Source organism: Atopobium sp. oral taxon 199 str. F0494 (genome assembly GCF_000411555.1).
Classification (GTDB): domain Bacteria; phylum Actinomycetota; class Coriobacteriia; order Coriobacteriales; family Atopobiaceae; genus Lancefieldella.
Window position 1 is genome coordinate 728,272 of sequence record NZ_KE150486.1, and the last position, 20,139, is coordinate 748,410.

Consider the following 20,139-nt stretch of genomic DNA (forward strand, 5'->3'; position numbering starts at 1 on the left):
GTCAGGGGTTTTGCTTCTCTTTGCATCAGATTGCTCGGTACTCTTGTATGTTGTCTGCCCCGACGCGACAGGGGGTGCGGTGTTCTTACGTGGAAGACAAACAAATCCAACCACTGCGAATATGAGACAGAGCGCAATAATGCAGCACGTTACGATCCTCTTTTTCATGAGAGTTACAGCGAGTTGATGCCTGTTGTAATTGCATTCCAAAGTTCGGTGATTTTTCCCTTGAACGCAATAATGGCGACGATAGCAATGACAACCAGCACGCCGACAAGAATGGCATATTCTGTCGTACCCTGTCCGTTCTTGTCGTCGTAAAATCCCTTAATCAAAGAAACAATCTTTTCCAGATAATCCTGTACAAACATTTTTTCCTCCTTATGTGATGATCTACCATGCTGAAAGGGCCGGACCAAGCAGCGGGCCAAGAATAGCTATGAGCATTGCCGGCACAATGAGTGTCCCAAGCGGAATGAGCATCTTTACGGGAACCTTCTCGATTTCAGCTTCAAGAGCGGCTCTTTGATCATCTCGAATAGTGCTTGCCTGCCTTTCAAGAGAGTCTGCAAGAGGAGAGCCGAAGGCAAGAGACTCACTCACAACCGAAGCAAAACTCAGAAGTGACGTGATGCCGTATTCTGACGCGAGTCCTTCAAGCGCGTCTGACCTGGACGTAATTCCAATCTGCCATGAGAGCAACGCGGTATTCATCTTTTTTGAGAGAATACCCTCGCAGCGATGGCAATACAGTTCAAGAGCCGAGTCGAACGAAAGCCCCGAAGAAAGTCCGAGTGTCAAAACGTCAAGCATAAGCGGCATTTCACGAATAATGGCGCTCCGCTGATGATGTATCTTCTCTCGCCTTGTTATCTCTCGCACCAGTTTCGAGGTACCTATGCCGTCCAGTACTTTGCGAAGCCCTGCGGGCATCCAATCTGACACATGGCCATATATAGAAGCACTGTCTTTTTGCATTCGCGTACTTGTTACAAGCCAAATCGAACCAAATGCAGCTCCCACACTACATTCAAGCACCAAAGCCTTTACGAGTGACATCAGAGCACCTTTTTCATAAGTCTTTTGATGATAATGAGCGCGCATGCGTCCATTCCCAACGCGACCGCAACACAAAGCAGCCCTGATGTCGTTGCAAGTCCTTGCTGAAAATCGGGAGAAATGAGTGAGAGCGTTCCGATAAGCAAAAGCGGCAATAAACAGACAATGCGAGCCGAAAGACGTACTTGAGCCGTTTTTACTGAGAGAAGTCTCTCGAACTCTGCCTGGTGTTCTACGAGCGCCGCTGTCCTCAAAAAGAGATTCCGGAGAGGACTTCCTGTTCTATGCGAAATAACAAGAGCTGTCGCAAGCAAACTTGATCCGGGAACAGACAGATCCGACGCCAATTCTTCAACAACCGTCTCAACCGGCATGCCACACCGCAGCTTGAGAGACGCGCGCACAAAATACTGAGACACGGTCCCGTGAGAATGATTTCCGACATATTCTATAGCCTGAGACAGCGTCTGCCCTGAGCCAAGCGCAATGGAGAGTGTCCGATAGATTCCAGGCATACCGTGAGCTACCTCAAGCTTACGCTTACGGCAATCGTTTTCATACTTCATTGGTATAAAGACAACACATCCTACCGCAGCGAAAATCCCACCGGCAAAAGACCGAAAGAGAAGTCCTGTAAATAGTGACAGGGCACTTATACCGATAAGAACCGCGGCGCAGGACTCTTCGGAGGAGATTTGAACGCTCTCGCTTTTTACCTGCTGTTGCACCAGCGCTGCCATGTGTCTCCAACAAGTCACCTCATACAAATTCGCAACAAGCGCTGTTTGAGAAAGGGGACTCAAAATATCGACAGCCAGGGTCTGTAAAACGCCGCCGTACTTGAACGATTCTCGTAAGGTTTGAGTGATTCCGGAAAGAACATATACAAAAATTCCGATTAAGATGCCGAAGCAAAGGACACTCGCTTTTCCCATGTTTCCACCTCCCCTCTTGAGATTCGCCCTTCTTTGGCCGCTGTTTCAACAAATGATGGAACCCAATTAAGTCGCCATTGTCGTGTAGGCACATCGAACGAGACGCATTCCTTGGTATGAACCGTTCGATCTTCTCCCCAAAACACCTCCGAAATTGAAGTGACATACCGTCTTCCGTCAGGTAGTCGTTGCGCCATTACAATCAGATCAATAGCAGAGGCTATCTGCTCCTCGATAATGTCCGTAGGTAAATCCATTCCAAAGCGAGCCATAAGCACCAGTCGCAAGATTGCCTCTTTTGCTGTTCCAGCATGAAGCGTTGTAAGGGAACCATCGTGGCCGGTATTCATAGCCTGGAGCATGTCAATGCATTCTTCTCCCCGAACCTCACCTACAATGATTCTGTCCGGCCGCATACGCAGCGCATTTCTCACCAGGCGCCTGATGGTAATTTCACCAGTACCCTCGATGGATGCCGCACGAGCTTCAAGCCGCACGACATTGGGATGCGAATCGAAGCGCAGCTCCGCTGAATCCTCAATGGTCACAATGCGCTCCGCTGGATTAATCTCACAAGAAAGTGCATTTAAAAGCGTTGTCTTTCCTGAACCGGTACCACCTACGACCGCAATGCCTCTTCTTGTTTTTACCGCCCACGAAAGCAATTGCGCCATCCACGAAGGCAGTGACTTCATCTCAATCAATCTTGCGAGAGAGGTGATTTTGCCGGTAAACCGACGGATAGTTACCGCAGGGCCATTGATGGCAATAGGGTCTGCCACCGCGTTTACTCTGTCCCCATTGGCTAGACGGGCGTCCACGATAGGGCTCACTTGGTCAAGACGCCTGCCTAAAGGTGCCAAAATACGGTCCATCACAATGAGAATCTGTTCCGGAGAGTCAAAGACCGCGTCCGCTTCGTGAATCTCGCCGTTCTTCTCGTAAAAGAGCGCTCCGCAGCCGTTAATCATAATCTCGGTAACTTCGAGGTCTTCCAGAAGCGGCTGAATGGGACCAAGTCCACAAATCTCGTCAACTACTTGTCGAATTATTTGTGCCGAACTTTCGCGCTTTGAACTTTCAGACGAATCTTCGTTGAGAATCGATTGACAGGCAACGCTCAATTCCTTGCGGACGTATTGGATGTCTCCTTGCTTCATAAGCTGAGAGATTGTAGAAAGCCCCAGATGATCTATGAGCTTCTTCTTTAAGACCGCCCGAAAATACTGCGACCCGCTTTCTTGCTTCTGCTCATGCAACACATATTCTTGCGCGGCGTGAACGCGCTCTAAAACGCTCATCATCCCACCTCTTTCTGCCTGGTAAACAAACCAAAAAGACGGTGCTCAGGCGACCACTTTGAAGCTTTCAGAGCTTCATCGCATTGCGGCAGGCTTCCCAGACCCAAAAAGAGCTGAGCGAGCGTGGACGCGAGAGATTTTGCAAAGGGAGACTGTTCTTGAAGCAGCAAAGGCAATTGTCCCGACGCCACCAACGGTAAAATATCGGCTCCCCCGTCAAAAACTCGATACTGGCGAGCTGCTTCAAGCCCAATTTCCGCACGCCCTGTTGAAATATCCTGTTTTGTATGGGGATTTGCCTTGTTCTCAATCCGTACAATCCTGGTTCTTGCAACTCCCAACCGCACTGCAAGACCGCTTATTCTTGACATAGCGGTAAGCGAGAAGGTCGGCTTGCCGGTAACAATTACAAACCTGTCACTCAACTGGGCGGCCTGCGCCACGACATCAGTAAGAGAGGTTGACGTATCAACAATGACCACATCAACAATGCCTGAAACCGCCTGGATCAGATTGCCCGCGAAAGGAGCTACTGTCTCGGCCATCTCCGGTTTAAGACAAGGCCCCCAAAGCGAAATATTCTTTGCCACTTGAGTTCCAGATATCTTCAGTGCCGCCGCGTCACCCGGCTCATGCACCGTAAACTTGGCCAGGTCATTCATTTTGCCGTCCGCAAAGCAGGAGTAGAGATTGCCACAGGTAAGATCGAGATCAATAAGGCCAACCTTCATACCCCAGGAAGCGGCTGTAAGCGCAAACGAAGCCGCTATGGTTGTTTTTCCTGCTCCTCCTCGTCCAGAAACCATCGTTATGATGGGAGCCCGCGAAATTTCTGCGGGAGGAACGAGATTTTCCAACGTTGGACATGCGGAGGGAGCGAGGTCGAGTGTTTTTTCTGAGTCGCACTCTGATACGGCCGGAAGGACAGTGAGACCCCCGTCTACCATTTGAATCCTTCCGGCTTTAGCAAGCTCCGCAATCTCAGCCGGATCAAGCACCAAATCAATCCCCGCTCGCGCGGCACGCGACCTCAAAGATCCCGACGCATTGCGGCGTACCAACACCACTGCACGGGCATTGCCATCATGCACCAGCGCCGCCGCTAAATTGATATCTGAAACATCATCTTTTGTGCCGCCGATAACAATCGAATACTCATCAGGCTGAGCTTCCAACGCAAGCTGCCGAAGGTCCGCCGCGCTGTTTGCGAATACACAGTTACCTAAGGCTCCCAAAGAAGAAAGGACAAGATTGAGCTCAATGCGATAGGCAATGTCAGAAAAGGCAAGCCATTTCTCCTTCATTATTCCTCCTCAAAATAATATTCCGCGTCGTCAGAACCTTCCGCCACATCGGCCTGCTCGCCATCGGCGGCGGTACCATCGGAAGCTACAGTGTTATCAGAGGCAGCAGCATTTTCAGAGGATGTAGAAACGTCCGCTTTGTCAGGACGTACTTCAGTCGGCGCGTTTTGAGTTGTTATTTCAGACATGTCCACTTCATCGCCGGGAACTACCAGTCGAAGTGTCCCTTTTGCCTCAGCCGATAAAATGCTTGTCATATCCTTCGGCAAAACGCCGAGCACCAAAGGCGTGCCAGAAAGAGAAGCGCCTTCGCCTGTATCAGATAAAAGTGTTACGTCAGTCGAAAGCAGGCGTATGCCATGCTCTGTCATCTCATACGCGGCCAGCGTAGTTCCTGCAGAAACTCTCCCCACAAGACCGGTTTTCTCGCCATGTGAAATCGAAAGCCCTACGAGGCCTTTAGGGATGCTTACCGCCGTTTTCTCAGAGCGGAAGTTTAGTTGGGTAAGCGGAGTACCTGCGCTTACAGGAATCGTTACCTGTTTTCCCATAATATCGTCAGCATTAGTAAACGAACCCTCCGGAGCAAGGTCGGACACCCAACTCTTCACTTGCGTGTTGGAACTTGAAACAGTGTCTCCTGCCTCGATTGGCCGCGTGGCGACCACAAGATTTACCACCTCACCGCCATAGCGTTCAATTACCTCGGCACGAGACTGTTCAGCTTCCGCTCTGATCTGATTGCCGTACACAATGCAGCAGAGTACCGCGAGAAGCGCGCATGCTCCTGAAAGGATGAACCGAAAACGTCGTGACATCGAAAGCCTCCAAACTGTTTTGGTAAGGAGATTGTGCCTAAGACGACAACGTTTCTTTGTAACCTTTTAAAGAAGTCCTTCCGCAATCTGACGCGAATATGACGTGAATCTGACGAAGTAATCATTATCAAAGTTCTATAAGTTATACTGACTTACCTATAGTTGTAATTTTGATAGAGACTAATATATAAAATATTTTAGTTTTCCATATACCGCACAAAAACGAGTACAAAGGCACACCTACAGCACCACATCCGGATCAAGCTGCTGAGCGCTTGAGCGCATCTCGCGCGCAAGCAAGAGATACGCCTCAAGGCGCGCTGAAGGAAACTCCCCTGCCTGCAGTGCAGCCTGAACGGCGCAGCCGGGCTCATGCGTATGAGTGCAATCACGGAATTTGCATCTCTGCGCGGCTGACAAAATCTTAGGAAACACCCGCGCAAGGCCGCACTCATGGCCTACGACAGGCAAACTTCGAAGACCCGGCTCGTCCACAATGACGCCGGCCCCCGGAAGCGATACCATACGCCGCGCTACCGTCGTATGCCGACCTTCCCTGTCAGAGACCCGCACTTCGCCCGTTTCAAGCGCGTCATGACCGAGAAGGGCATTGAGCAGCGTAGATTTCCCCGCTCCGGACTCGCCAAGCACCATCGCAACGCTGCCTTGCGGAACTTCTCCACGTACCGCGTCAATACCCCACTGTGCACCAAAATCATGAGCGGCCCGCTGCATTTCCGTGCAATCCGCATCATCAAAAACTTCAAACTTTGATGAGGTGACTAGCACAGAAACCGTCTCGTCCAGCACCTCTCGGATTGCGGTGAGGCTGCGTTTGAGCAACGCCGCATCCAAAGCGTCAGCTTTGGTCAGTACAACAACCACACGGATACCGCTGTCGAGCGCTATGACGGTGCTGCGCACGATGCGGTCAATGGAAATCTCCCTTTTATCGAGGGCCTGCACCACAAAAACGGTATCGATATTTGCTGCAAGCGTTTGCTTCTCGCCACGTGCTGAGCCTCGCCAACGAGCAATCTCGCTTTTGCGAGGAAGGATCTCAGCGATAATGCCCATGTCATGCTCACCGGGAATCCGTGCACAGACCCAATCTCCCACTGCAACGCGCGAGCCTGCTCCCTTGGTCACGCGCGCCGCAAATTCCGCACGAAACACCCCAGATCTTGCTGCTACTGCGGGAAAACCTCGGTCCAGGCGGACAACGCAAGCAAGTTCAAACTGCTCGCGCGTAGCAGCGCCGGTTGCGATGAGATTAGCAACGCAGGTTTCATAAGCCTCACGCTGCGTCGCCGTTGGCAGCAGCTTGTCAAAGTCTGGCACCTCTGTCAGCGCTGAAAGAGCCGGCAGGAATGGCTGTTTCCTATCGGCTCTTGATGAACGTGATATGTGCGCCCGCTTGGTCAAAAATCTGCTCCTCCGATGCGGCCTAAAGGTTACTTTTCAACGGCGCGCATAATGGCTTTATAGAGTTCCATAAGCGGAATGATTGCGAAGGCCAGACCCATGGCAATCGCATACTCTTTGATGCCAATCTCTGCGAAGCCAAACGCCTGAGAGAGCGGCGTCTCAATAGCAATGTAGGTGAGAATCAGCGAAACCACAAATGACCCCCACAGCCAGATATTTTGATTATTGAGCTTGAATATGGACTCGCGACGGCTGCGCATATTAAACGAATGGAACATCTCAACCATCGAAAGCGTCAAGAACGCCATGGTCATGCCGTCGATACCGGCAGAGGGGTTCGTAATGACCTGAGAGATGTCAAACGTACCGTATTCAACATAGTGGCCGATAAAGTAGCTCGCCAGCGTCAAAACGGAAATAATGACACCCTGCACGATACAGTCAAGACCAAGGCCATCAGAGAAGATGCCGGCGCGAGAGTCGCGCGGTTTGCGGTTCATAATCCCCGGTTCAGCCTTCTCAGTTGCCATGGCAAGCGCAGGCAGCGAGTCAGTAATGAGATTAATCCACAGCAAGTGCGTAGGTTGCAGGATGGTAAAGCCCACAAGCGACGCGACAAAAACAGCGATAACTTCGGCCAGATTGGAGCTCAACAGGAACTGGATGCACTTGCGGATATTGTCGTAAATGCGGCGACCTTCCTCGCACGCCGCAATAATGGTAGCGAAGTTGTCGTCAGCCAAAACCATATCAGCAACGCCCTTGGTAACATCGGTGCCGGTGATACCCATGCCAATGCCGATGTCCGCGCGCTTGATTGACGGCGCGTCGTTGACGCCATCTCCGGTCATCGCGGTAACCATGCCCTTTTTGCGCCAGGTATCAACAATGCGTACCTTGTGTTCAGGCTGTACGCGCGCGTACACACCTAAAGACTCAATCTTTTGTTCAAAGTCTTCATCCGAAATCTTGTCAAGCTGAGCGCCGGTAATGGCCTGATCACGGTTGTCAATAATACCCAGCTCGGATGCGATGGCGATAGCGGTATCCACGTGATCGCCGGTAATCATGACTACCCGCATACCCGCATTGTGAGCTTCCTCGATAGCAGCCTTCACTTCAGGACGCACAGGATCAATCATGCCGGAAAGACCTACAAACGTCATGTCCTTTTCGAGATCAGACGCATCAAAACTCTCGGGAGCCGTATCTCCCCAATCACGGCGAGCAGACGCCATCACGCGAAGCGCCTGGTCAGCCATGGATTTATTCTGGCTCAAAATATCCGCGCGGGCTTTGTCGGTCAAATCGACAACACCGTCGCTCGTCATAATCTTGGTGCAGCGGGCAAGTATCTCATCTGGAGCGCCCTTGGTGTGCTGTACCACCTCGCCAGAGCGCGTACGAACCACCACCGACATCATCTTACGCTTGGAGTCAAAGGGAGCCTCACCAATACGCGGGCGAGAAGAAGCGAGGTCACTGGTGGTATAGCCGTGCTTTGCAGCGTCTGCAACGAGCGCCGCCTCCGTGGGTTCGCCCTTGGCAATCTGCTCAGCGTCATCCCACTTCGCATCGGAGCAGAGCGCCATCGTACGCACGTGCGCGTCAAGATTTTCCGTTTCGTGGCGGACAACTGTCATCTTGTTTTGCGTAAGCGTGCCGGTCTTGTCGGAACAAATAACCTGCGTACAGCCGAGGGTCTCGACAGCGGTCAGGCGGCGAACAATGGCATGACGCTCAGACATACGCGTAACGCCCATTGAAAGCACAATGGTCACGACGGCGACAAGACCTTCCGGAATTGCCGCAACCGCCAAAGAAACCGCAACCATAAAGGTATTGAGCACCAAATCGAAATTCTGGAGCATCTCAGAGCCGTGCTTGATAAAACCGGTAAAGAAAATGAGCACGCAGATAGCAACTACGAGCTTGGTAAGCGTATGAGAAAGCTGATCAAGTGAAATCTGCAGAGGAGTCTGCCCGTCCTCAGCCTGAGAGATAGCGTCAGCAATCTTGCCCATCTCAGTGTCCATGCCGGTAGCAACCACAACGGCGCGCCCACGGCCATAGACTACGATGGAGCCTGAATAACACATGTTTTTGCGATCTCCCAGTGGCACGTCATCAGCGCCACCGCAAAGCCGTAAAGCATCTGCGGTTTTTTCAACCGGCAGCGATTCTCCGGTAAGCGCCGACTCTTCAACTTTCATAGAAGCGCTTTCCAGCACGCGGCAATCAGCGGGAACGGAATCTCCCGCTTCAAGCAAAATAATATCGCCCACCACAAGCTCAACGGAAGGAACGTCATCAAGGCGACCATCGCGCACAACCTTTGACGTTGCCGCACTCATCTTTTGCAAAGCGGCAAGCGCCTCTTCAGCCTTGCCTTCCTGAACCACGCCGAGAATTGAATTGACCACAACAACGAACAAAATAATAGCGACGTCTGCTATGCCGCCCTCACCGGTATAGATGCCAGCGACAGCGGAAATGACCGCTGCGATAAGCAGCATGATGACCATAGGGTCTGCCATCTGCGCAAAAAATCGCTTGATAAGGGGGTCTTTTTTCGGCTCTTTGAACTTGTTGAGACCGTCTCTCTCAAGACGGCTCGCGACCTCAGCGGCTGAAAGACCGCTCTCGCCATGTGTGTCGTAGCTGCTCAAGACGTCAGCAGCATCTGAAAGATACTCTTTCACGATTTCCTCTCCTGGGTTGATTTCCCGATAGATTGATGCCCGATCATAATTCCCCAGGAGGGGCAAGGGCTCACCAAGGCTGCCATATCGGGTGCCTTACGGACGTTATCATTCTACCGTAGAACGCTCTCATATACATAGAACTTCTCGCCAAAGTATCCGTCTGTGGAATATATACATCCTGTCATCGATGAATACTTGACGAATCCTTTGTAAGTTCTCTCAAAAACCTATGCCATTACCCTTAATGAGCGGTAAAATAGAAAACGTTAGTTATTGGAAGTACGAGTGAGCTACAAACGGAGGAATTATGAAAATCCTGTTTTACGGCGCTCAAAGCTACGATCGAAACTCCTTTAACAAGGAGCTCAAAGATTATCCCGATGTCTCTATTGACTATACCGAGATTAACCTCACGCCGCTAACCGCGTCTCTTGCCCAAGGCTATGACGCTGTCTGCGCTTTTGTCAACGCCGACGCCGGTATTATGACCTTGGAAATCCTCGCGGGTTTTGGTGTCAAGTTGGTACTCATGCGCTGCGCGGGCTTCGATGCCGTCAACGTTGAGGCCGCAAAGGATCTTGGCATCAGAGTTACACGCGTTCCTGCCTACTCTCCTGAGGCAATCGCCGAGCACGCTATGGGCCTTGGACTCTGCGCTAACCGCCGTATTCATCGTGGATACAACCGTATTCGCGAGAATGACTTCTCGCTTGTTGGCCTTGTCGGCGAGACGCTGCACGGCAAGACCGCGGGTATCGTTGGCACCGGTCGCATTGGCGCGGCGCTTTGCCGCATCTGCAAGGGCTTTGGCATGACCGTCCTTGGCGCTGACCTCTATCCCAACCAGAAGCTCGTTGATGAGGAGCACGTTGTCGATGAATACGTCGACTATGACGAGCTTTGGAAACGTTCAGATTTCATCTCTTTGCACGCGTTTTTGAATGAGGAAAGCTACCACATGATCAACGACAAGACCATCGGCGAGATGAAAGATGGCGTCATTTTGGTCAACACGGGACGCGGCGGACTTGTCGACACCCAGGCGCTTATCCGCGGCATTCTTTCCGGAAAGATTGGCGCCTGCGGACTTGACGTCTACGAGGAGGAAAATCCCAACGTTTACCGCGACCGCGGTGATGAGGTATTCAGCTCGATAACCGCCGAGCTCTGCTCCTTCCCCAACGTTGTTATGACCAGCCACCAGGCGTTCTTTACCCATGAGGCTCTCGCTCAAATTGCGCGCGTTACGCTTGAAAATGCGCAGGCGTTCGCAACAGGCAATGAGTTTATCGAAAAGAGCGTTGTCTGCTAAGGATATTTGGTTTAATCGCTCAAGCCCCGCTTGAGTACATCTCGACTATGAAAAGGAGAAACATGGCACAGAAGAAGAAAACGAAGATTGTATGCACCATGGGACCTGCAACAGAAAGTGACGAGGTCCTTACGGAGCTCATTAAATCGGGCATGAATGTTGCTCGATTCAACTTCTCTCATGGCAGCCATGACTACCACCGCAACATGATCGCCCGCGTTCGCAATATCTCCGCCGAGCTGGGTATTCCTGTCGCTATCATGCTTGACACCAAAGGTCCCGAGGTTCGCACCGGCGTTCTGAAGGACGGCAAGAAGGTCATGCTCAATACCGGCGATGAGGTTGTTATCACCACCGACGATGACGTCATCGGCACCGCAAAGCGCTTCTCGCTTGATTACAAAAACCTTCCTAATGAAGTCGAAAAGGGTTCCATCATCTTGATTGATGATGGCCTTATTGGCCTTGAGGTCGACCATGTCGATGGCACCGATATGTACTGCAAGGTTATCAATGGAGGCGAGCTTGGCGAGAAAAAGGGCGTCAATGTTCCCAACGTCAACATCGGCCTGCCTTCCGTTACCGAGCAGGACCGGGCCGACATCATGTTCGGCTGCGAGCTTGGCATTGACGCCATTGCCGCTTCCTTCATCCGCGATGGCGAGGCTGTCAGCGAGATTCGCGACATCTGCCGCGAGATGGGCACCCCGAACGTCCAGATTTTCCCCAAGATTGAGTCTGTTCTGGGAGTCAAGAATTTTGACGAAATTCTTTCCGCTTCTGACGGCATCATGGTCGCCCGTGGCGATTTGGGTGTTGAAGTACCTGCAGCTGAGGTCCCCCACATCCAGAAGACCATCATCAAGAAGTGCAACGCGGCGTATAAACCCGTTATCACCGCTACGCAGATGCTCGACTCCATGATCCGCAATCCCCGTCCTACTCGTGCGGAAGTTACTGACGTCGCAAACGCCATTTATGACGGCACCGACTGCGTTATGCTCTCCGGCGAGTCCGCGGCTGGTAAGTATCCTATTGAGGCGGTTAAAACCATGGCCGCCATCTGCAAGGAGACCGAGAAGTACCTCTCTGTGAAAGATACCTATCATCAGCGCAAAGGCCTCAAGAACATCAACGGGGCAACCGGCTTTGCAGCCGTCAACATGGCGCTGACCGTTGACGCGAAATGCATCATTTGCCCGACGCACTCCGGCCGCACCGCCCGTCTGGTGTCCAACTTCCGCCCGAAGCGTCCGCTCTACGCTATGTCTCCAAGCGATGAGGCTATCCGCCGCACATGCTTCTACTGGGGCGTCTACGCGTACAAGACAACCGAGCAGGGTTCTCTTGCCAACACCATGTACAACGCTCTGCAGGTTGCCAAGGAAGTCGGCGTCGCTGAAGCCGGCGATTTGGTCGTTCTGACCGCAGGCGATCCTCAGACCAGCCCGCGTCTTGGCGACTACACCACATCTACCAACGTCGCCATGATTTGCCAGGTTCAGTAACGAGGTTCAATAGGCTAGGATCACTAGCATATAGCTCATATACCTGCACCTGAGTGGTATACAACAGACGCGCCCGGATTTAACCGGGCGCGTCTTTTTTAGACTGCTTTCGTTTTCTGTACAGGTGCGCTGAAACCCTAGAGCCTTCGCGGCGCCGCAGTCGCAGGTGTCACGGCGTGTGCGGTCACAGCCGCGAGAGCCTCAGCTTCGGCGGCCGTATCGCCGGCCTTACGCGCGCGGCCATACGCGTCAGCGTCAAGAATCGCCTGACGGAAACGCTCGGGTGTGTATCCGTACGGAGCGCGACCCCACTCGTTAGTCTTTTGCGCCACCGCAAGAAGAGCGTCAAGATCAGCGTCTTGAGAAAGCTCCGTAATGTCCAAAGAGGCCAGCGTTGTAGGAAGCCCGAGTTTCTCGTTCAAGGCAACCTGCGCCTTCAAGCCCTCAACGTTGTTGTCGAAGGAGTACAGCACGCAGGTACCAAAGGAGACCACCTCGCCGTGAAGGTGCTTCTCGGCACGCTCGCCAAGAATGGTAAAGCCGTTATAGAAGGCATGCGCCGCAGAGGAATTGAAGTAATAGGCGCCTCGCTCGGCCGCCAGGTTGGTGGTCATGTTGGAAACGACGCCGGCGGTGACAATAATGTTCAGCACAACGCGCTCAAACGCGTCGGATGGGATACCGGCGCGCTTATCGGCAAGCGCTTGTTCGGCATAGTCGAAGAGCGGCTCAACGCACGCTCCTCCCGCAAGAGAGCGACCCATGAGCGGGCTGTGGACCAAATCGACATCGCGAGAAGAAAGTTCGACTTCGGGGCCTTTGGAGAAAGCGTCGCCGATGCCGGCCCAGAAATACTCATCGGGAGACTCAACGATAACCTGCGTATCAATGAAGGTGTGCACCGGAAGTTCGGCCGGAATGAAGTATGTGTCTGATGAGCCGTCCTCTTTATAAAACACCGCGATACGTGTAATAGGCGCGCAGTTGGAAGCAAGCGTGGGAAAGGTAAAGTACGGTTTATCAAGGATGGTCGCGATTTCTTTGCCCTCATCGATAGCGCGGCCACCTCCCATTAAAAAGAGCATGTCGGCAGCGCGAACATCCTCCCGCTCAGCAATCGAGCGAGCGTTTGCGTGTGTAGCATTGGAGCCATACACCACCCAGCTGTCAATAAGCACGTCAGAACCCTGAAGCGCGCTAAGCAGCCGCGGCTTGGCCTTTTCCATAGCGGTCGCGCCGCCGATGACTACCGCGTGCTTACCAAAACGCCTGGTAATATGGGGAACAGCCTGATATGCGTCAACACCGACCGTATAGGACGGCAGATACTCCGTAAACGTTCCGCGAGATTCCATCTTGTCCATGACTTTCCCCTTTCGCGCCCGCACTTTTGTACGGCTGACATGTGAGAGTCAGTCTAGCGGGACAGACGGCAAGAAGAGCGCTCGCTCACAGAGTAATAACCGGGTTGTAACAATTTCATATTCGCCCCGTAAGTCCGCGCAGCATCACCCAATGAGCCTCATCAGCGGCAATTGAGAAGAACTTTGTTGTGAGCATGGTGTAGTGCGGATTGTCTTCATGCGCGGCAAGATTAGTCTGCGCAATCTCATCGACAACCTCAAGAGCGGCATGGATGTCCTCCTCTTGTATGCGGTATTGCGGATAGGCCATTCCCTGTCGCAGCAGTTCGGGCGTCAGGCGGGGCAGGCGGCTCATACTGAGCGATCGCCCGTACAAATCAAAGTCGGTCTGCTTGCGAATGCGCGTCTTTTCTCCCACAGGAATACCGTGGCTTCGAATGAAGCGCCGCGTATAGGTGTTGTAGATATGGTCGCATACGATATGACACCACACGCCGAGCATCATATCGCTGACGCCGCCGTCCTTCTCGCCGCAGTCATACGGGGCAATGAAATTGCGCCAGTACCGCTTGTAGCTTGGGATTGGAATCCCGCCGGGATAGGACTGATGCGTCAGGCAGTACCGCAGTATTTTGGTGGGTTCGCTCACCATGTAGCCCACATATACGTCAGGCAAAACATTGCCAAAAAGAAACGCGTCCACATCACGCACACCCAAAGGACCGGCTCCCGCCTCTCTGAGAAGCCGGTCCGCATGAGCGATATGTACGTTCCAACTGGGCATTTATGAACGAATCTCTCCTCCTGTTGAACGCATGACCTTCTCAACCAGCTTAGTGTGGGTCTTTTCGACTTCCTCCGAGGTCAGCGTGCGGTCATCCGCGCGATACGTAAGCGAGAAGGCCATGGACTTTTTGCCTTCTCCCACGCGCACGCGGTCGCGATAGACGTCAAAGAGACGAACGTCTGCTAAAAGCTTACCACCGGCAGAGCGGAGGCGCTGCGTAAGTTGCTCACAGGTAACTTTTTCATCGACTACAATGGCAAGATCGATAGCGATGCCGGGATACATTGGAGGTTCAACAATAGGCAAGTCTTTACGGGCAAGACGCTGCAGCGCCGCCACGGAAAGCTCAAAAGCAACCACGGGAGCCTCAACGTCAAAGTTCTGAAGCGCAAGCGGGTGAATGTTGCCCACCCAGCCAATGACTTCGCCTTCGGCAAGAACCTCAGCGGCACAGCCAGGCTGCAGCCAGCCATACGCTTCGGAATCGACCGCGCGGAAGCGCACCTTTGGAATGCGCAACTCTTCAAGCAGACCCTCGACAACGCCCTTGGCGTCAAAGAAGTCATACGCGGGCCACTTCATATTCCACGCGTCATCCGCAGGTCGACCGCAGAGCACGCCCGCGACATAACTCGGCTCATCGGGCTGACTCTTACCCTCACGCCCAAAGAGTACGCGACCCATCTCATAGAGCGCGATGTTCTCCACGCCGTGGTCGAGGTTATAGGCAACCGACCGCAGCAGACCGGGCAGCAAAGAGCGGCGCATCTCAGACTGATCTGACACCAGCGGATTGATGACTTTTACCGGAAGGCCGCGGCTTTCTTCTCCCATACCGAGTTTGGTGAGATCCTCAGAGCTTGCGAACAGATACGACTTCGTCTCATTCAGACCGAGCGCCCGCAGCGTGCGTCCAATCTTGCGCGCGCGAAGCTGCTCTGCAGTCAGACCGCCCGCATGATTTCGAGCCGCCGGCAGCGTTGCTTCAATATCACCTTCACCCCAGAGGCGCATAACTTCCTCGATAAGGTCAACCTCGCGCGCCAAGTCAGGACGGTTGGTCGGAGCCGTCACGGCAACGGACGCAAGGGAGCCGTCAGTCGCGCAGGTCTTCTCGCCAAACGCACAGCCAAGACGAGCAAGGCGGCAAAGCATGAAGTCGTCATCAATGGGAGCTCCCGCAAGAGCGCGGGCGCGAGAAGGACGGAAGCTGATAGCGGGAGCTTCAAGCGGCTGCGGATACACGTCCACGATACCGGGGCAGACCTCGGCGCCACAGCACTCCTCAAAGAGGGCGGCCGCGATATCGGCCACATCGGCGCAGGCATTCGGATCGACTCCGCGCTCAAAACGGATTGAAGCCTCGCTCATGAGATCAAGATTTCTGCTGGTACGGCTAATATGTCCATGGTCAAAGACGGCGGATTCAAGAAGCACGTCAACCGTAGCCTCGTCAATCTCTGAATCAAGGCCGCCCATAACGCCTGCAAGAGCAACCGGCGTTGCGCCGTCATCGGTAATGAGAGCCATATCGGGGGTCAGAACGCGATCCTGACCGTCAAGGGTGGTAATGTGCTCGCCGTCCGCGGCCGCACGCACCACAATATGGCGTTTACCGTCACGCTCGATAAGTTTACCGAGGTCAAACGCGTGCAGAGGCTGCCCTGTCAGATACATTACATAGTTGGTAACGTCAACCACATTGTTGATAGGCCGGCCTCCCGCCGCAGTGACGCGGCGCGCAAGCCACTCGGGGCTCGCTCCAATCTTGACGTTGCGCACCACACGAGCAGTATAGCGAGAGCATAACGAAGCGTCATCTATGGCGACATCTACAAGGTCGGACGCGTCAGAACCTTGCTCCATCTGAATCGTAGGCAGCGCAATATGGGTGTCCTCGTCATACATCGCGGAAACCTCAACGGCCACACCCGTCATGGACAGGCAGTCAGGACGGTTGGGCGTCATCTCGCAGTCAAGCACGGTATCGGACATGCCCAGGTAATCGGTTATCGGCATGCCGATTGGAGCGTCATCGGGAAGAATCATGATGCCGCCGCAGTCATCGCCAAGAGCGAGCTCGCGAGAGGAGCAGTTCATGCCGCATGAATCAACGCCGCGCAGCTTGGACTTCTTAATCTTGAAATCCCCCGGCAGCACCGCGCCAATCATGGCGGTCACAATGTGATCCCCTTCGTTGAAGTTCTGAGCGCCGCAAACAATCTGAAGCGGCTCGGGGTTACCTTCAGCGTCAACGTTGTTCTTCCCCACATCCACCAGGGTAACGAACATATGGTCAGAATCGGGATGAGGCGTCTTTTTGACAACTTGCGCCGTCACCACATGGTCAAGATTCGCGCCCACGCGCTCGACCGCCTCAACCTCGGTACCGGTACGGACGAACTCTTTTTCAAGGTCAAGCGGGTCTTCCGGCAGGTCAACCATCGTCTTGAGCCACTCATAAGATATGCGCATGAAAAAACCTTTCTCGCAAGCACTGCTGCAGATGTTGTCACTTCAGTCACCGTCAGCGGGCTACCACAGCGCGACGAAGATACAACGATTAGAACTGGCGGAGCACGCGCTCATCACCGGAGATAAGCATGCGCAGGTCAGGGAGGTCATAGCGAAGCGCGGCTACACGCTCAACGCCGATGCCGAAGGCAAAGCCGGTATACACTTCCGAATCGATGCCGCAGTACTCAAAGACGTTGGGGTCCACCATGCCGCAGCCAAGAATCTCAAGCCAACCCGTATACTTGCAGAAACGGCAGCCTTCGCCGTGACACACGCCACAAGACACATCCACCTCGCAGCTTGGCTCTGTAAACGGGAAGAAGTGAGGGCGGTACCTGGTCGCGCGGTCTTTACCAAAAATCTCACGGGTAAAGTGGTCAAGCGTCCCTTTGAGATCGCCGAACGTAATACCCTCGTCAACCACCAGACCTTCCATCTGCGTAAACTGCGGCAGATGGTTAGCGTCTGCCGTATCGGGACGAAAGACGGTACCGGGACAAATCATGTAGATGGGAGGCTTTTTTGTTTCCATCGTATGTACCTGAACACCTGAGGTTTGCGTGCGCAGCAGCACATCAGACTCGCCGAGCACATGGCTCTTCTTGCCCTCCGGAGCTCTATCTTCCACATAAAAGGTATCTTTGCTTGAACGGCTGGGATGGTCCTCAGGCGCGTTGAGCGCGGTAAAATTGTAGTACGTTGTTTCAACGTAGGGGCCGCTCTCAACGGTGTACCCCAGGCTGACAAAGATGTCTTCCATCTCTTCTCGCACCTGCTCAATAAGGTGCTGTGTACCGGGAGAAACACGACGGCCGGGCAAGGTGACATCGGTAGCTTCGGCCCTCATGCGCCGCTCAAGCTCAGCGCGCTTCAGCGCCACCTGACGCTCGCGAATAGCCGTCTCCACGTTGGCTCGCACCGTATTGGCAAGCTGCCCCATAGCGGGACGCTGGTCCGCAGGAACCGATCCCATCATGCGCATGATAGCTGTCAGCGATCCTTTTTTGCCCAACGACCTCACGCGCACCTCATCAAGCGCGCTTAAGCTGGCCGCCTCGGCGACGCCCTTCAACACCTGCCCGCGAATCTGCTGCAGTTCTTCGGACATTCCCATGTACGTACTCCTTTTGTAAAAAACCGCCCCGAACACTTCTGTGTCCAAGGACGGATAAGCTCCGCGGTACCACCTCGGTTGACCAGCGGGTTTTTTCTCCCACCAGCCCTCTTGTGAGCTTCGTTTCGTGAAGCGGCCGACTTCCCTACTGAGCCTCCAAAAGAGGTACTGCTCGCCCTCGTAAGGTACGTACCTCAGGAGTTTTTCTCCTTCTTGGCGCCGTTCAGGTCATAGCTCGGGAGTGAACTTTGAACGCTACCGCGCAGGAACCTCTCAGCTGCAGGTTCCCTCTCTGTCCGCGGCGTCTGCGACCAAACCTCTCCGTCAACGCGCCTGCCTAGCGTATCACACACGCACGCGTTTGACGGCGAAAATCACGCGTTTCACCGCAAATACGACAAGAAGCGTTGCTACGGCGAGAAGAACGATGGTGCCACCGGGCTTCAGCCCCAGCTCGTAGGAGACTACCAGGCCACTCAAAGACGTCAGCACGCCAATACCTGAAGAAATCAAACAGCATTGCTTCCATGAGCGCGAAAGCTGCAGAGCGCAAGCTACCGGTACCACCATCATGCTTGAAACAATGAGCGAACCTACCGTGCGTGCCGCCACGGCAACCACCAGCGCAACCGCAATAACAAAGCCAAAGTTGGTAAGGCTTACAGGAACACCAACCGCGCGAGCGTGTCGCTCGTCAAAGGACATTAGAAAAAGTTCGCGGCGCATACAAAACACATACGCCACCGCCAGCACGCTGATGATTACGATGATATGCGTTTCTTGCTCGCTTACGGTCAGGATGCTGCCGAACATGAAACTGTTAAAACTTGACGAGTTGGGCACAAACCCTGAAAGCACACCCGCAAGGCCAATGCCCGCGGCCATGACGACCGCAACGGCCAGCTCGGACTGATCTTTGAAACGGCGGCGCACTCCCTCAACACACAGCGCTCCGGTAAAACACGCTACCACGGCACCTATCACGGGATTGACGCCTGCGATAAGACCGCCGGCCACACCGGCAAGCGATGTATGGGAAAGCGCGTCTCCAATCATCGAAAGACGCTTAAGTACCACCGTGACGCCCACCAGAGGAATGACTGCTCCCAGCAATACGCCGACCATAACGCCTCGCTGCATGAATACGTACTCAAACATGCTGTCCGCTCCCCTCGTCTTCATGGTCTTCCGGAAGCGCGTAGGCCTCATCAAAATCATCAAGTGAACCTCTGTCTTGCGCGTGCCCGCCGCAGCAATGGCTGCCATGTTCGGCGCAGTGACTCTCGCCGTGACCGCGCCCGGCCATCTCATGCGCGCCATGGTCAGCAACCTCGATTACCCGACAGGCGAGTACATCAAGCGCCGCCATATCATGGGTGACGAGAAGCACCGCAAGGTCGCGGCTCACATGAGCTTCGCGAACAAGCGAATAGAAATGGTCACGACTCTCTTTATCGAGGCCTGTCGTAGGTTCGTCCAAAATAAGCAGCTCGGGATTGCTGACTAGCGCGCAGGCAAGGCGCACGCGCTGAAGCTGGCCACCGGAAAGCTCGCGGATAATGCGCGTTGTAAATGTACTCATGCCTACAAGCTCTAAGGCTTCAAGGCTCCGGCTCCGGCGCTCTTTGCCACTCAGCCTCTCTTTTTTGGCGCGCGCATACTGGCTGGCGTCGACAAGCTCCAAAACGCTTGCCGGAAAACGATTTGTCGCCTCGGCTGGAATCTGCGGTACATAACCGACAAGCTCCCAATCCTTAAATTTTGTCGCCGGAGTACCAAAGAGCTCAGCCGTACCCGAAGACGGTGTGAACTCGCCGATGACAAGGCGGGCAAGCGTTGACTTGCCCGCCCCGTTGTCGCCGATAAGTGCGCAAATCTCTCCGCGCGGCACTGTGAGCGTAACGTTTTCAAGAACAGGGGCTTCTCGATACGAAAAACTTACGTTCTTAAGTGATATGACGTTTGCGCATTTCTGCAACACGTCCTC

At 53.7% G+C, this 20,139-nt stretch carries 16 protein-coding genes; 2 read left to right on the forward strand and 14 right to left on the reverse strand.

Going from position 1 to position 20,139, the window contains the following annotated elements; genetic code table 11:
• Positions 1-173 precede the first annotated feature (173 nt).
• From HMPREF1527_RS03240 to HMPREF1527_RS03275, 8 genes are all read right to left on the reverse strand, one after another.
• Positions 174-371, reverse strand: coding sequence for a class III signal peptide-containing protein (locus HMPREF1527_RS03240; protein WP_016477269.1), 198 nt, complete (start codon positions 369-371; stop codon positions 174-176).
• 22 nt (positions 372-393) lie between these two features.
• The gene (locus HMPREF1527_RS03245; RefSeq protein ID WP_156825450.1) at positions 394-1,059 is read right to left on the reverse strand and encodes a type II secretion system F family protein; all 666 of its coding nucleotides are present in this window, start codon (positions 1,057-1,059) and stop codon (positions 394-396) included.
• Positions 1,059-1,994: a type II secretion system F family protein gene (locus tag HMPREF1527_RS03250; RefSeq protein WP_016477271.1), complete on the reverse strand. Its 936-nt coding sequence runs from the start codon at positions 1,992-1,994 to the stop codon at positions 1,059-1,061. Before HMPREF1527_RS03250 ends, HMPREF1527_RS03245 begins: the two co-directional genes overlap by 1 nt.
• Positions 1,958-3,295 (reverse strand): CpaF family protein, encoded by a 1,338-nt coding sequence (locus HMPREF1527_RS03255; protein WP_016477272.1) that lies wholly within the window; start codon positions 3,293-3,295, stop codon positions 1,958-1,960. Before HMPREF1527_RS03255 ends, HMPREF1527_RS03250 begins: the two co-directional genes overlap by 37 nt.
• Entirely contained in the window at positions 3,295-4,599 is a 1,305-nt protein-coding gene (locus HMPREF1527_RS03260) for a P-loop NTPase (protein ID WP_016477273.1), read from the reverse strand. The genes HMPREF1527_RS03255 and HMPREF1527_RS03260 overlap by 1 nt, the downstream gene beginning before the upstream one ends.
• A complete protein-coding gene (locus HMPREF1527_RS03265) occupies positions 4,599-5,417 on the reverse strand; it encodes a Flp pilus assembly protein CpaB (protein ID WP_016477274.1) in 819 nt (272 codons plus the stop codon). Before HMPREF1527_RS03265 ends, HMPREF1527_RS03260 begins: the two co-directional genes overlap by 1 nt.
• 240 nt (positions 5,418-5,657) lie before the next feature.
• Positions 5,658-6,842 carry a ribosome small subunit-dependent GTPase A gene (locus HMPREF1527_RS03270; RefSeq protein ID WP_016477275.1) on the reverse strand — a complete coding sequence of 395 codons (1,185 nt, stop codon included), beginning with the start codon at positions 6,840-6,842 and terminating at the stop codon, positions 5,658-5,660.
• Between the two features lie 29 nt (positions 6,843-6,871).
• Positions 6,872-9,547, reverse strand: a complete 2,676-nt coding sequence (locus HMPREF1527_RS03275; RefSeq protein WP_016477276.1) for a cation-translocating P-type ATPase — start codon at positions 9,545-9,547, stop codon at positions 6,872-6,874.
• 310 nt (positions 9,548-9,857) lie between these two features.
• On the opposite strand from HMPREF1527_RS03275, the gene HMPREF1527_RS03280 reads away from it, so the two are divergent.
• Together HMPREF1527_RS03280 and pyk are read left to right on the forward strand one after the other, a co-directional pair.
• Positions 9,858-10,862, forward strand: coding sequence for a 2-hydroxyacid dehydrogenase (locus HMPREF1527_RS03280; protein WP_016477277.1), 1,005 nt, complete (start codon positions 9,858-9,860; stop codon positions 10,860-10,862).
• 62 nt (positions 10,863-10,924) lie between these two features.
• Complete coding sequence (gene pyk / locus HMPREF1527_RS03285; RefSeq protein WP_016477278.1) at positions 10,925-12,370, forward strand: pyruvate kinase; 1,446 nt, start codon at positions 10,925-10,927, stop codon at positions 12,368-12,370.
• A 137-nt stretch (positions 12,371-12,507) separates the two neighbouring features.
• On the opposite strand, the gene HMPREF1527_RS03290 is transcribed toward pyk, so the two are convergent.
• From HMPREF1527_RS03290 to HMPREF1527_RS03315, 6 genes are all read right to left on the reverse strand, one after another.
• Positions 12,508-13,734, reverse strand: a complete 1,227-nt coding sequence (locus tag HMPREF1527_RS03290; RefSeq protein WP_016477279.1) for an iron-containing alcohol dehydrogenase family protein — start codon at positions 13,732-13,734, stop codon at positions 12,508-12,510.
• Between the two features lie 115 nt (positions 13,735-13,849).
• Positions 13,850-14,518 (reverse strand): hypothetical protein, encoded by a 669-nt coding sequence (locus HMPREF1527_RS03295; RefSeq protein ID WP_016477280.1) that lies wholly within the window; start codon positions 14,516-14,518, stop codon positions 13,850-13,852.
• Positions 14,519-16,996, reverse strand: a complete 2,478-nt coding sequence (gene pheT / locus HMPREF1527_RS03300) for a phenylalanine--tRNA ligase subunit beta (RefSeq protein WP_016477281.1) — start codon at positions 16,994-16,996, stop codon at positions 14,519-14,521.
• 88 nt (positions 16,997-17,084) lie between these two features.
• Positions 17,085-18,152: a phenylalanine--tRNA ligase subunit alpha gene (pheS, locus tag HMPREF1527_RS03305; protein WP_016477282.1), complete on the reverse strand. Its 1,068-nt coding sequence runs from the start codon at positions 18,150-18,152 to the stop codon at positions 17,085-17,087.
• 345 nt (positions 18,153-18,497) lie between these two features.
• On the reverse strand, positions 18,498-19,310 hold the full coding sequence (locus HMPREF1527_RS03310) for a metal ABC transporter permease (RefSeq protein ID WP_016477283.1): 813 nt from the start codon (positions 19,308-19,310) through the stop codon (positions 18,498-18,500).
• Positions 19,303-20,133, reverse strand: coding sequence for a metal ABC transporter ATP-binding protein (locus tag HMPREF1527_RS03315; protein ID WP_156825451.1), 831 nt, complete (start codon positions 20,131-20,133; stop codon positions 19,303-19,305). The genes HMPREF1527_RS03310 and HMPREF1527_RS03315 overlap by 8 nt, the downstream gene beginning before the upstream one ends.
• Positions 20,134-20,139: the final 6 nt, after the last annotated feature.

Coding starts and splice junctions, on each gene's coding strand:
- HMPREF1527_RS03245 (WP_156825450.1), bottom strand. CDS start 1,059: ATGTCACTCGTAAAGGCTTTGGTGCTTGAATGTAGTGTGGGAGCTGCA.
- pyk (WP_016477278.1), top strand. CDS start 10,925: ATGGCACAGAAGAAGAAAACGAAGATTGTATGCACCATGGGACCTGCA.
- pheT (WP_016477281.1), bottom strand. CDS start 16,996: ATGCGCATATCTTATGAGTGGCTCAAGACGATGGTTGACCTGCCGGAA.
- HMPREF1527_RS03290 (WP_016477279.1), bottom strand. CDS start 13,734: ATGGACAAGATGGAATCTCGCGGAACGTTTACGGAGTATCTGCCGTCC.
- pheS (WP_016477282.1), bottom strand. CDS start 18,152: ATGGGAATGTCCGAAGAACTGCAGCAGATTCGCGGGCAGGTGTTGAAG.
- HMPREF1527_RS03250 (WP_016477271.1), bottom strand. CDS start 1,994: ATGGGAAAAGCGAGTGTCCTTTGCTTCGGCATCTTAATCGGAATTTTT.
- HMPREF1527_RS03255 (WP_016477272.1), bottom strand. CDS start 3,295: ATGAGCGTTTTAGAGCGCGTTCACGCCGCGCAAGAATATGTGTTGCAT.
- HMPREF1527_RS03260 (WP_016477273.1), bottom strand. CDS start 4,599: ATGAAGGAGAAATGGCTTGCCTTTTCTGACATTGCCTATCGCATTGAG.
- HMPREF1527_RS03295 (WP_016477280.1), bottom strand. CDS start 14,518: ATGCCCAGTTGGAACGTACATATCGCTCATGCGGACCGGCTTCTCAGA.
- HMPREF1527_RS03240 (WP_016477269.1), bottom strand. CDS start 371: ATGTTTGTACAGGATTATCTGGAAAAGATTGTTTCTTTGATTAAGGGA.
- HMPREF1527_RS03265 (WP_016477274.1), bottom strand. CDS start 5,417: ATGTCACGACGTTTTCGGTTCATCCTTTCAGGAGCATGCGCGCTTCTC.
- HMPREF1527_RS03280 (WP_016477277.1), top strand. CDS start 9,858: ATGAAAATCCTGTTTTACGGCGCTCAAAGCTACGATCGAAACTCCTTT.
- HMPREF1527_RS03310 (WP_016477283.1), bottom strand. CDS start 19,310: ATGTTTGAGTACGTATTCATGCAGCGAGGCGTTATGGTCGGCGTATTG.